We start from the raw sequence: 12,718 nt of genomic DNA on the forward strand, positions 1-12,718 counted from the left end.
ACTTGGGTGCAGGCTGAGCGGAGGTCTCGTGGAGTGGACCAAGCGGCAGGATGCCGCGCGAGGCGCGGGGCCATGGATGGCCCATTCGCGCCGGGCCCACGGAGCGGGACCGGAGTGAGGGTACCCCGACGAAGGAGGGGCCAAACCAGGAGCAAGACACCTTGGTTACTTGGGTGTCTTTTCCAAGTAACTCGACGAAGTCGAAACAGGTCTGGCGTTAGCCAGAACATAAATCCAGCATCACCCGAGATGCCGGATAGCAACCCCAATCCCAATATCGACGCAAAACCAAAAACCGCTTACAGCGGCGTCTTATCCTCCGGCGGCTTGGTCTTGTCCACCCCCGGCACATGCAGATTGCCCTCGGCCACCTGGCTGCCCTCCAATTGCGGCTGGGTCACCCAGGTCAGGATGTCGTAATAGCGCCGGATGTTGGCCACGAAACTCACCGGCTCACCGCCGCGCGCGTAACCGTAGCGCGTCTTGCTGTACCACTTCTTCTGGGAAAGACGCGGCAGCATCTTTTTGACGTCCAGCCACTTGTTCGGGTTCAGGCCCTCGTTTTCCGCCATCTTGCGCGCGTCGTCGAGGTGCCCGCTGCCGACGTTGTAGGACGCCAGAGCCAGCCAGGTGCGATCCGGCTCCTGGATCGAGTCATCCAGTTGCTCTTTGATGTAGGCAAAATACTTGGCGCCGCCCTGGATGCTCTGCTTGGCGTCCAGCCGGTTGGACACGCCCATGGCCTGCGCCGTGCTCTGGGTCAGCATCATCAGGCCGCGCACGCCGGTCTTGGACGTGACCGCCGGTTGCCACAGCGACTCCTGATAACCGATCGCCGCCAGCAGCCGCCAGTCGACCTGCTCCTGCTTGGCCGCGGCCTGAAAGTGTTTCTCGTACTTGGGCAGGCGTTCCTGCAGGTGCTGGGCGAAGGTGTAGGCGCCGACGTAGCCCAGAACGTCCACATGCCCGTAATAGCGATCCTTGAGCCGCTGCAGCATGCCGTTCTTCTGCATCTTGTCGAGGAAGCTGTTGATCTCGTTGAGCAGGCTGTTGTCATCGCCCAGCGCGACGGCCCAGCGCTGGTCGCGGCCATCGCCCAGATCGAAGGCGACGCGCACGTTGGGGAAGTACACCTGGTTCATCGCCAGTTCGTTGGAGTCCACCAGGGTCAGGTCGATCTGGCCTTCATCGACCATGCGCAACAGGTCGACGACCTCGACCTGATCCGACTCTTCATAGTTGATGCCCGGGTACTTGACCTTCAGCGCCGCCAGTTGCTCGGCGTGGCTGCTGCCCTTGAGCACGAGAATCTTCTTGCCCACCAGATCGCCGGGATCGGTGGGGCGCGACTGGCCGTTGCGGTAGATGACCTGCGGGGTGACTTCGAGATAGGAGTGCGAGAAGCGCACCTGTTTCGCACGGTTCTCGGTGCTGACCAGCCCGGCTGCCGCCAGTACAGGCCCGCCGGGTTTGTTCATCTGGTCGAACAGGTCATCGAGGTTGTCGGCGGTTTCGATCTTGAGCTCCACGCCCAGATCGTCGGCGAAACGCTTCACCAGTTCGTATTCGAAACCGGTTTCGCCGTTGCGATCCTGAAAATAGGTGGCCGGGCTGTTGCGAGTGACAACGCGCAGGACGCCATCCTCCTTGACTCGTTCCAGTGTGTTGGGTTTTTCAACACAGGCACCGAGCAGCAGGAAGATTCCGGTTGCGATGAGCCACTTGGCGCAGCGTGGGCGGAAATCCGATCGGGAAAACATCGGTGCAGTATACGCAAAGCGCCGTTGCCGCCATATCTCGACAGCAATGATTGCGTCTGATAGAGCAATAGAATTTTTTACCCGGCAGACCGTGCAAATCGGCAACACCGACATTCGGACGTGTCAGGGCCATGGTTTCGGGTGCCGAAAGTGGCGGTTTAGGCTAGAATGCACGGCCTCAAAGCACACCCCCTTCCCCGAGGCTGTCCCGACGATGTTGATCCTGCGTGGTGCTCCCGCCCTTTCCGCCTTCCGCCACAAGAAATTACTTGAGCAGCTGAACGAAAAAGTTCCGGCTGTGAGTGGCCTGTACGCTGAATTCGCCCACTTCGCCGAGGTCACCAGCGCGCTGACCGATGACGAGCAGCATGTGCTGGCCCGTCTCCTGAAATACGGCCCGAGCGTGCCGGTTCAGGAGCCTCGCGGTCGCCTGTTCCTGGTGCTGCCGCGTTTCGGCACCATTTCGCCGTGGTCGAGCAAGGCCACCGATATCGCCCGCAACTGCAGCCTGACCAAGATCCAGCGTCTTGAGCGCGGCATTGCCTTTTATGTAGAAGGCCAGTTCAGCGACGCCGACGCGCAGCTGATCAGCGATGCCCTGCACGACCGCATGACCCAGCTGGTGCTGGGCAAGCTGGAAGACGCCGCCGGGCTGTTCAGCCACGCCGAGCCCAAGCCGCTGACGGCGGTCGACGTGCTGGGTGGCGGCCGCGCCGCGCTGGAAAAAGCCAACGTCGACCTGGGCCTGGCCCTGGCCGAAGATGAGATCGACTACCTGGTCAACGCCTTCAACGGTTTGCAGCGCAACCCGCACGACATCGAACTGATGATGTTCGCCCAGGCCAACTCCGAGCACTGCCGTCACAAGATCTTCAACGCCAGTTGGGACATCGACGGCCAGAGCCAGGAAAAAAGCCTGTTCGGCATGATCAAGAACACCTACCAGATGCACAGCGAAAACGTGCTGTCTGCGTACAAGGACAACGCCTCGGTGATCGTCGGCCACACGGCCGGGCGTTTCTTCCCGAACCCTGAAACCCGCCAGTACGGCGCGGTGCAGGAGCCGGTGCACATCCTGATGAAGGTCGAGACCCACAACCACCCGACCGCCATCGCACCGTTCCCGGGCGCCTCCACTGGCTCGGGCGGCGAGATCCGCGACGAAGGCGCTACCGGCCGCGGCGCCAAGCCGAAGGCGGGCCTGACCGGTTTCACCGTCTCCAACCTGAACATTCCGGGTTTCGAGCAGCCTTGGGAAAAGCCGTACGGCAAGCCTGAGCGCATCGTCACCCCGCTGGACATCATGATCGAAGGCCCGCTGGGCGGTGCTGCGTTCAACAACGAATTCGGTCGTCCGGCCCTGACCGGCTACTTCCGTACCTTCGAGCAATCGATCAACACCCCGCACGGCGAAGAAGTCCGTGGCTACCACAAGCCGATCATGCTGGCCGGTGGCATGGGCAACATCCGTGAAGAGCACGTGCAGAAAGGCGAGATCACCGTCGGCGCCAAGCTGATCGTGCTCGGCGGCCCGGCGATGCTGATCGGCCTGGGCGGTGGCGCGGCGTCTTCCATGGCCACAGGCGCCAGCTCGGCGGACCTGGACTTCGCTTCGGTGCAGCGTGAAAACCCTGAAATGGAGCGTCGTTGCCAGGAAGTGATCGACCGCTGCTGGCAGTTGGGCGACAAGAACCCGATCGCGTTCATCCACGACGTCGGCGCGGGCGGCATTTCCAACGCCTTCCCTGAGCTGGTCAACGACGGCGGCCGTGGCGGTCGTTTCGAACTGCGCAACGTGCCGAACGATGAGCCGGGCATGGCCCCGCACGAAATCTGGAGTAACGAATCCCAGGAACGTTATGTGCTGGCCGTCAGCGCCGTGGACTTCGAGCGCTTCCAGGCCATCTGCGAACGCGAGCGCTGCCCGTTCGCCGTAGTCGGTGAGGCCACCGAAGAGCCGCAACTGACCGTGACCGACAAGCACTTCGCCAACACGCCAGTGGACATGCCGCTGGAAGTGCTGCTTGGCAAGCCGCCACGCATGCACCGTTCGGCCACCCGCGAAGCCGAGCTGGGCGATGATTTCGATCCGAAAGATCTGGACCTCGAAGACAGCGTGAGCCGCGTGCTGCGTCACCCGGCCGTGGCGAGCAAGAACTTCCTGATCACCATCGGCGACCGCAGCATCACCGGCCTGGTCAACCGCGACCAGATGGTCGGCCCGTGGCAGGTTCCGGTGGCCGACGTTGCCGTCACCGCCACCAGCTTCGACGTCTACACCGGTGAAGCCATGGCGATGGGCGAGCGCACTCCGCTGGCCCTGCTGGATGCTCCGGCGTCCGGGCGTATGGCCATCGGCGAGACGCTGACCAACATCGCGGCTTCGAGCATCGCGAAGATTTCCGACATCAAACTGTCGGCCAACTGGATGTCCGCCGCCGGCCACCCGGGTGAAGACGCGCGCCTGTACGACACCGTCAAAGCCGTCGGCATGGAGCTGTGCCCTGAGCTGGGCATCACCATTCCGGTGGGCAAGGACTCGATGTCCATGAAGACCCGCTGGAGCGAAGAGGGTGCGGAAAAAACCGTCACCTCGCCGCTGTCGCTGATCGTCACCGGTTTTGCGCCGGTCACTGACATCCGCAAGACCCTGACCCCGCAACTGCGCATGGATAAGGGCGAAACCGACCTGATCCTGATCGATCTGGGCCGCGGCAAGAACCGCATGGGCGCCTCGATTCTCGCCCAGACCCACGGCAAGCTGGCCAAGGCCGCGCCGGACGTCGACAACGCCGAAGACCTCAAAGCCTTCTTCGCCGTGATTCAAGGCCTGAACGCCGACGGTCACCTGCTGGCCTACCACGACCGCTCCGACGGTGGCCTGATGGCGACCGCGCTGGAAATGGCCTTCGCCGGCCACTGCGGTCTGAACCTGAAGCTCGACACCCTGACCGGCAAGCGTGAAAAAGCCGCCGCCATCCTGTTCAACGAAGAACTGGGTGCAGTGATCCAGGTTCGCCAGGACGCCACTCCGGTGGTGCTGGCGCAGTTCAGCGCTGCAGGCCTGGGCGAAGACTGCGTTGCGGTGATCGGCAAGCCGGTCAACAACAGCGAAGTCACCATCAGCCTGAACGGCGAAGAGCTGTTCAAGGGTGATCGTCGTCTGCTGCAGCGTCAGTGGAGCGAAACCAGCTACCAGATCCAGCGTTTGCGTGACAACGCCGACTGCGCCGATCAGGAGTTCGACGCGCTGCTGGAAGAAGACAACCCGGGCCTGAGCGTCAAGCTGGGCTACGACGTCAACGACAACATCGCAGCGCCTTACATCAAGAAAGGCATTCGCCCACAAGTGGCGGTGCTGCGTGAGCAGGGCGTCAACGGCCAGGTGGAGATGGCAGCCGCCTTCGACCGCGCCGGTTTCGCCTCGGTCGACGTGCACATGAGTGACATCCTCGCCGGCCGTGTGGACCTGAACGAGTTCAAGGGCCTGGTGGCCTGCGGCGGTTTCTCCTACGGCGACGTGCTGGGTGCCGGTGAAGGCTGGGCCAAGTCGGCGCTGTTCAACAGCCGCGCCCGCGATGCGTTCCAGAGCTTCTTCGCGCGCAACGACAGCTTCGCCCTGGGCGTGTGCAACGGTTGCCAGATGATGTCCAACCTCAGCGAGCTGATTCCGGGCAGCGAGTTCTGGCCGCACTTCGTGCGCAACCGCTCCGAGCAGTTCGAAGCGCGCGTGGCGATGGTCGAGATCCAGAAGTCGGCGTCGATCTTCCTGCAAGGCATGGCCGGCTCGCGCATGCCGATCGCCATCGCTCACGGCGAAGGTCACGCGGAATTCAAGTCGTCCGAAGCGCTGCTGGAAACCGACGTGTCGGGCACCGTGGCCATGCGTTTCGTCGACAACCACGGCAAGGTCACCGAAACCTACCCGGCCAACCCGAACGGCTCGCCGCGCGGTATCACGGGCCTGACCACTCGCGACGGTCGCGTCACCATCATGATGCCGCACCCTGAGCGCGTGTTCCGTGCCGTGAACAACTCGTGGCGTCCGGATGAGTGGGCTGAAGATGGCGCCTGGATGCGCATGTTTAGGAACGCTCGCGTCTGGGTCAACTGATAGGTGTACAAGCTCGCCTTCTTCGTGCCACCCAGTCACGTGGAGCAGGTCAAGCAGGCACTGTTCGCCGCCGGAGCGGGGCGAATCGGTGCCTATGACTGCTGCGCATGGCAGGTGCTCGGTCAAGGCCAGTTTCGCCCACTGGACGGCTCAACGCCGTTCATTGGCCAGGCGGGTCAGATCGAGAAAGTGCAAGAGTGGAAGGTCGAGCTTGTGGTCGCCGATGAGTCGATCAAAGCGGCGGTGGCCGCCCTGAAAAGCAGCCACCCCTATGAAACACCGGCTTATGAAGTGTGGAAGCTGGAAGATTTCTAGCGGCCATCACAGGACCTCTGTAGGAGCGAATTCATTCGCGAAGGAAGAACAGGCGATACATGTGTATCGCCTGTTCTATTTTTCGCGAATGAATTCGCTCCTACAGACTTCAAGACTTCAGTCGTTCCCGCAACGCCTCGCTCAACCCCTGAGCGCCATCCCCCACCAATACATGCCACACCCCATCGCCCAGGCTTCTGACACCCTGGCACCCCAGCGTTTCCAGTTGGCTCAGCGCCAGCGCCTGACCTTCCTTCAACTGCACCCGCAAACGCGTCAGTGCCACGCATTCCACGTCCAGCACATAGCTGCCACCCAATGCCTTGAGCCATGACGCCGCTTGAGTGGCATCCACCGCTTGATGAGTGGGCACTTCGGTTTGGGTCAGCGGCTGATCCCCCGCCGAATCCGGCAAGGCCTCACGCAGCTCATCAGCAATGCTGTCCGCCAGCGGTCCCACAACAATCTGCAAACTCCCGCCGTTGCCCGGACGCACCACGGCCATGGCGCCCAGCGCTTTCAAATCCGCATCCAGCGCCAGATTGCGATCGGCCAGTTGCAGGCGCAGGCGGGTGGTGCAGGCGCCGATGCTCAGCAGGTTTTGCGCGCCGCCCAGTGCCTTTATATAAGCGCCGGCGCGATCGCTCTGGGAGACATGAGCAGCAATGCTGGCGACTTGCTCGCGCCCCGGCGTCTTCAGGTTGAAGCGCTTGATGCACTGGTCGAACACCACGTAATAAACCACAGCGTACGCCGCGCCCAGCGGGAACACCCGCCAGCCATTGGTGGACTTGCCCCAGCCCAGCGCCATGTCGATCGCGCCGCCGGAGAAAGTGAAGCCTAGGTGAATATCCAGCAGGGAGGCCAGCGCCATCGAGAGGCCAGTCAGCAAGGCGTGCAGCACATACAGCAGCGGCGCCAGGAACATGAAGGCGAACTCGATCGGCTCGGTGACGCCGGTCAGTGCCGAGGTCAGCGCCATCGACAGCAGGATCCCGCCGATCAGTTTGCGCTGGCCCGGCAGCGCGTTGCGGTACATCGCCAGGCACGCGGCAGGCAGGCCGAAAATCATCATCGGGAACATGCCGGTCATGAACTGCCCGGCATTGGGGTCGCCGGCGAAATAGCGCGCCAGGTCGCCGGTGACCACCCGGCCGGTTTCCGGGTCGGTAAAGCTGCCGAACACGAACCACACCAGATTGTTGAGGATGTGGTGCAGGCCGGTGACGATCAGGATGCGGTTCATCACCCCGAAGAAGAACGCACCGACGCTGCCGCTTTCCAGCATCAACTGCCCCAGCTCATTGATGCCGTTTTGTACCGGCGGCCAGATCACGCCGAAGATCAGGCCCAGGGCCACCGCAGACAATCCCGTGGCGATCGGCACGAAGCGTCGGCCCCCGAAGAACGCCAGGTATTCGGGCAGGGCGATGTCCTTGAAGCGGTTGTACAGCGCGCCTGCCAAGAGGCCTGCAATGATCCCGGCCAGCATGCCCATGTCGATATGGGCGTCGAGCACCTTGAGCGTCGAGGTCATCACCAGATAACCGATAGCACCTGCCAGCCCCGCCGTGCCGTTGTTGTCGCGGGCGAAACCGACAGCGATGCCGATGGCGAAAATCAGTGCCAGGTTGCTGAAGATCGCGTTGCCCGCCGCGTGAATGATCGCGATGTTCAACAGGTCGATGTCACCCAGGCGCAACAGCAGGCCGGCGATCGGCAAGATAGCGATGGGCAGCATCAATGCGCGCCCGAGCCGTTGCAGCCCTTCGATGAAATGTTGGTACACGGCGTCTCTCCTTGATGTTCTTGTTGTTAAAGGGGCGAGGGCAGGTCAGGCCGAGCGCGTGCTCAGCATCTGTGTTTGAAAGGTGGTGCAGGCCGCTCGCACCTGCGCCGCGCTGCCCAGGCTCAGCAGGTGCTGCGCCAGCGCCTGGCACTGGCGGGTGTCGAGTTCGCGCACCTGAGCCTTGATCTGCCCGATCTGTGGCGGACTGACCGACAGTTCGCGCACGCCCAGCCCCACCAGCGCAGCGGTCGCAAGCGGCTCGGAGGCGAGCGCGCCACACACACCGACCCAGCGACCTTTTTGGGTCGCGGCGGCGCAGGTCATGGCGATCAGTTTCAAAAGCGCCGGGTGCAGGGCATCGACCCGGGCGGCGAGGCCCGCGTGATCACGGTCCATGGCCAGGGTGTACTGCGACAGATCGTTGGTGCCGATGGAGAGAAAATCCGCGTGCTCGGCCAGCTGTTCAGCCAGCAGTGCGGCGGACGGCACCTCGATCATCACGCCCAGTTCAGGGCGCTCGGTGAGGCCGGCCAGTTGTGTCAGTTCGTCGATGCGCTCACGCACGGCGATCAATTCGCCGACTTCGCTGATCATCGGCAACAGAATGCGGCAGCGGCTCAGCGGCTTGACCCGCAGCAGGGCGCGCAACTGTTGATCGAGCAGCTCGGGGCGTGCCTGGCCCAGCCGGATCCCGCGCAGGCCCAGCACCGGATTGGCCTCGACCGGCAGCGGCAGATATTCGAGCTGCTTGTCGCCGCCGATGTCGATGGTGCGGATGATCACCGGTTTGTCCGGGATGGCATCGAGCACCGCCTGATAGGCCGCCAGCTGTTCGTCTTCGCTGGGCGCAGTGCTGCGGTCGACGAACAGGAACTCGGTGCGCAACAGGCCCACGCCATCGGCGCCATTGAGTTGCGCGTTCTCGGCGTCGGCGCGGGAGGCAACGTTGGCGGCGATGTCGAGCGTCACACCGTCCTGGGTCTGCGCTGACAAGTGGGCGTGTTGCTGCTCGCGCTGGCGCTGCTCCAGACGCTGGCTGCGCAGCGCGTGAATGGCTTTCAGGCGTGCGGCATCGGGTTGCAGTTCCAGGCGGCCGTTGTCGGCATCGAGCACCACTTCCTGCTCTTGCGCGGCGTCGAGCAGGGCGGCGCCCATCGCCACCAGGCACGGCAGGCCCTTGCCGCGAGCCAGAATCGCAACATGGGAGGTGGCGCCGCCTTCGGCCATGCAGATGCCGCCGATGCCGCATTCCACCAGCATCAACAGGTCAGAGGGCGTCAGTTCATTCGCCACCACAATCGCCCCGGGCGGAACTTCCACGCAGCGGCTTTCACCCAGCAGGCTCACCAGCACGCGCTGGCGCAGGTCACGAAGATCATTGGCGCGCTCGGCCAGCAGCGCGTTGCCGAGGGTCTGCAAATGTTCGCACTGGGCCAGTACGGCCTGGCTCCAGGCGTGGGCGGCGCTCTTGCCTTGTTCGATGGCCTCGAAGGCGGCGTCGAGCAGGGCCGGGTCCTCGAGCATGGCCAGATGGGTGGCGAAAATCGCGCTTTGTTCGTGCTGGTCATGATTCAGGGACGCGCCAATCTCGGCGCGAACCTGCACCAGCGCCTCACTGAGAATCTGCCGCTGTTCGTCCGGGCGATGGCCGCCGGTGTCTTCGTCCAGCTCGACCGTGTCCAGCCGGAACAGCGGCCCGCTGACCAGCCCCGGTGAGGCCGTCACGCCGCTGAGGGTGCCGGGCTCGGCCGTTGGCACTGCCCGCAACGAGGGCGCGGCTGTGTGGGGTTTTTCGTCAGGGGAGGGCGTCGACAGCGCCTTGAGCAGCGCCTGCAACGCCACTTCGCTGTCGTGGCCCAGGCAGACCACTTCCACTTCGTCCTGTTCGGCGACGCCCAGGCCCATCAGCCCGGTGACGCTGTCGGTGGACGCGCTGGCCCCGGCGAAATGCAGTTCGGCGTGGCTGGCGAACTGGCGGGCGGTTTGGCGCACCAGTGCCGCAGGGCGTGCGTGCAGGCCGCCGTTATGCGCGACGCGAATTGAACCCCGTACCTGTTTGGCCCGAGGATCATGGTTTGCAGCAGAATCATCGGATTGAGCCAGCGCCGTCAGTTGCAGCAGCGGCTCGCCGACATTGACCGAACCGGCCATCTTTACGGGGCTGAGCGTGAAGCGATCACCATTGAGCAGGATCAGCGGGCTGACCAGGCTGGAACTGGCGCGGGCCACGCGGTCCAGATCGAAGCGCAGCAGCGCCTGGCCTGCGCTGACCCGCTGACCGTCCTTGACCAGCGCTTCGAATCCCTCGCCATTGAGCGCGACCGTGTCGATGCCCACATGCAGCAGCCATTCGCTGCCGTTGTCGGCGCGCAAGTTGATGGCGTGGCGGCTGCGCGCGACGTTGATCACCACACCGGCGAACGGCGCGTGCAGCACGTCGTCCAGCGGGTCGATGGCCAGGCCCGCGCCCATGGAGCCGCTGGCGAACACCGGATCGGGAACCCGCGCCAGCTCCAGCAGGGCCCCGCTGAAGGGGGCGTTGAACGTCATCTGTTTATTGTTATGCATGACATCGTCCTTGCAGGCATCGGCCGAAACCGCGTGCGGTCAGTAGGTTTTGGTGACTTTGCTCAGGTGGCGCGGGTGATCGGGGTCCAGTCCGCGGGCCTGGGCCAGCGCAGCGGCCATCACGTAGAAACTCTGGATGGCGAGGATCGGATCGAGCAGCGGGTGATCGGCGCAGGTCAGCGTCAGGTCGCGCTCGGCGATGTCGTCGGGTGCGGCCAGCAATACCCGGGCGCCGCGCTGGCGCATGTCGGCGGCCAGCGCGAGCAGGCTTTCCTGCTCGGCGCCGCGGGTGGCGAACACCAGCAGCGGGTACTGCGCCTCCACCAGGGCCATCGGGCCATGACGCACTTCGGCGCTGCTGAAGGCTTCGGCCTGAATCGCCGAGGTCTCCTTGAACTTGAGCGCGGCCTCCTGGGCGATGGCAAAACCGGTGCCGCGACCGATGACCATCAGCCGCTGGCAATCGCGCAGTGCCTCGACGGCGGCGGACCAGTCCTGACCCGCAGCCGCCTGCAATTGCGCGGGCAGGGCGAGCCCGGCCTGCAGCAACGCAGAGTCCTGCTGCCAGTGGGCGACCAGCCGGGCGCTGGCGCTCAGGGTGGCGATAAAGCTCTTGGTCGCGGCGACGCTCAATTCAGGTCCCGCGCCGAGTGGCAACACATGCTCACAGGCGCGTTCCAGCGGCGAGCCTTCGGCATTGACCATGGCGATGGTCAGCGCGCCGCACTCGCGCAGTTTCTCCAGGCTGCCCACCAGATCCGGGCTCTGCCCCGACTGCGAAAAGGCCAGCGCGGGCTGGCCGCGCACGCGCATCGGCGAGTCGTGCAGGGTCACCACCGACATCGGCAGCGACGCCACCGGCACGCCGGTCAGTTGCATGGTCAGGTAGGCGAAATAGCTGGCGGCGTGGTCGGAGCTGCCGCGCGCCACTGACAGGATGACCCGAGGGTCGCTCTGGCGCAGGCGTTCGGCGACTTCGATCAGGCGCGGTTCCAGCGTCTGCAATTGGTGCTGGACGACTTCGTGGGAGGCGAGTGCCTCATCAAGCATGCGTGAGTTCAATGGTTTCTCCTTCAACCATGACGGCGGTGAGTTTCAGATCGCGATCCAGATACACGGCGTCGGCCCAGCTGCCTGGCTGCAGGCGGCCGCGCTCATCGAGCCCCAGGTAATCGGCGGGAAATTGCGACAGCCGCTGCGAGGCTTCGGCCAGTGGCAGGCCGATCTTCACTAGATTGCGCAGCGCCTGATCCATGGTCAGCGTGCTGCCGGCCAGGGTGCCGTCCGCCAGGCGCACACCGCCCAGGCATTTGGTGACGGTGTGGCTGCCCAGCTTGTATTCGCCGTCGGGCATGCCAGTGGCGGCGGTGGAATCGGTGACGCAATACAGGCAGGGGATCGAGCGCAGAGCCACGCGAATGGCGCCGGGATGCACATGCAAGAGGTCCGGAATCAGCTCGGCGTAGCGGGCATGGGCCAGCGCCGCGCCGACGATGCCGGGCTCGCGGTGATGCAGCGGGCTCATGGCGTTGTACAGGTGGGTGAAGCTGCTGGCGCCGGCCTGCAGGGCCTTCACGCCTTCTTCATAACTGCCCAGGGTGTGGCCGATCTGCAGGCGCACGCCGCGGGCGGACAGGTTCTCGATCAGCGCCACATGCCCGGCGATTTCCGGGGCGATGGTGATGACTTTGATCGGCGCCAGCTTCAGGTAATCGTCGACGTCTTCCAGCAGCGCGGCGTGGGCATGATTGGGCTGCGCGCCGAGTTTGCCCGGGTTGATGTAGGGCCCTTCCAGGTGCACGCCCAGCACGCGGGCGCTGCCCGGCTCGCGGGTTTCGCAGAAGGCGCCGAGCTCGCCGAGTACCTGGCTGATCTCGTGGGCCGGAGCGGTCATGGTCGTGGCCAGCATCGAGGTGGTGCCGAAGCGCAGGTGGGTGCGGGCGATGGTCGCAAAACCTTTCGCGCCTTCCATGATGTCGGCGCCGCCACCGCCATGCACGTGCAGGTCGATGAAGCCGGGCAGCAGGTAAGGCAGATCGTTCTCGGCCGGATCGCACGGCGCGCCGTCGATCCGGGTGACGCGTCCGTCCCGGTGTTGCAGGCGGCCGCGAACCCAGCCGGCGGGGGTGAGGATGTTGAAGTCGGACATTGCAGGCTCCCAGGCCAGAGGGC

At 64.3% G+C, this 12,718-nt stretch carries 7 protein-coding genes; 2 read left to right on the forward strand and 5 right to left on the reverse strand.

Going from position 1 to position 12,718, the window contains the following annotated elements; all coding sequences use genetic code 11:
- Nucleotides 1-299: 299 nt before the first annotated feature.
- On the reverse strand, nucleotides 300-1,760 hold the full coding sequence (mltF, locus tag AC1MEK_RS06745; RefSeq protein ID WP_480395488.1) for a membrane-bound lytic murein transglycosylase MltF: 1,461 nt from the start codon (nucleotides 1,758-1,760) through the stop codon (nucleotides 300-302).
- A gap of 214 nt (nucleotides 1,761-1,974) precedes the next feature.
- On the opposite strand from mltF, the gene purL reads away from it, so the two are divergent.
- Both purL and AC1MEK_RS06755 read left to right on the forward strand, forming a co-directional pair.
- Nucleotides 1,975-5,874, forward strand: coding sequence for a phosphoribosylformylglycinamidine synthase (gene purL, locus AC1MEK_RS06750; RefSeq protein WP_480395489.1), 3,900 nt, complete (start codon nucleotides 1,975-1,977; stop codon nucleotides 5,872-5,874).
- Between the two features lie 3 nt (nucleotides 5,875-5,877).
- Nucleotides 5,878-6,189, forward strand: coding sequence for an NGG1p interacting factor NIF3 (locus AC1MEK_RS06755; protein WP_480395490.1), 312 nt, complete (start codon nucleotides 5,878-5,880; stop codon nucleotides 6,187-6,189).
- 109 nt (nucleotides 6,190-6,298) lie between these two features.
- Here AC1MEK_RS06755 and nagE read toward each other — a convergent pair whose 3' ends face one another.
- The 4 genes from nagE to nagA are packed head-to-tail and all read right to left on the reverse strand — an operon-like array spanning nucleotide 6,299 to nucleotide 12,695.
- On the reverse strand, nucleotides 6,299-7,978 hold the full coding sequence (gene nagE, locus AC1MEK_RS06760) for an N-acetylglucosamine-specific PTS transporter subunit IIBC (RefSeq protein WP_480395491.1): 1,680 nt from the start codon (nucleotides 7,976-7,978) through the stop codon (nucleotides 6,299-6,301).
- 45 nt (nucleotides 7,979-8,023) lie between these two features.
- Nucleotides 8,024-10,546 carry a phosphoenolpyruvate--protein phosphotransferase gene (gene ptsP / locus AC1MEK_RS06765; RefSeq protein ID WP_480395492.1) on the reverse strand — a complete coding sequence of 841 codons (2,523 nt, stop codon included), beginning with the start codon at nucleotides 10,544-10,546 and terminating at the stop codon, nucleotides 8,024-8,026.
- A 39-nt stretch (nucleotides 10,547-10,585) separates the two neighbouring features.
- Nucleotides 10,586-11,596, reverse strand: coding sequence for an SIS domain-containing protein (locus AC1MEK_RS06770; RefSeq protein ID WP_480395667.1), 1,011 nt, complete (start codon nucleotides 11,594-11,596; stop codon nucleotides 10,586-10,588).
- Entirely contained in the window at nucleotides 11,589-12,695 is a 1,107-nt protein-coding gene (nagA, locus tag AC1MEK_RS06775; protein WP_480395493.1) for an N-acetylglucosamine-6-phosphate deacetylase, read from the reverse strand. The genes AC1MEK_RS06770 and nagA overlap by 8 nt, the downstream gene beginning before the upstream one ends.
- Between the last annotated feature and the right edge of the window lie 23 nt (nucleotides 12,696-12,718).

This window comes from Pseudomonas sp. 2 (genome assembly GCF_056627435.1).

What these genes read in the sequence shown, in the direction of transcription:
- purL (WP_480395489.1), top strand. Translation starts at nt 1,975, where the DNA reads ATGTTGATCCTGCGTGGTGCTCCCGCCCTTTCCGCCTTCCGCCACAAG.
- ptsP (WP_480395492.1), bottom strand. Translation starts at nt 10,546, where the DNA reads ATGCATAACAATAAACAGATGACGTTCAACGCCCCCTTCAGCGGGGCC.
- AC1MEK_RS06770 (WP_480395667.1), bottom strand. Translation starts at nt 11,596, where the DNA reads ATGCTTGATGAGGCACTCGCCTCCCACGAAGTCGTCCAGCACCAATTG.
- mltF (WP_480395488.1), bottom strand. Translation starts at nt 1,760, where the DNA reads ATGTTTTCCCGATCGGATTTCCGCCCACGCTGCGCCAAGTGGCTCATC.
- nagA (WP_480395493.1), bottom strand. Translation starts at nt 12,695, where the DNA reads ATGTCCGACTTCAACATCCTCACCCCCGCCGGCTGGGTTCGCGGCCGC.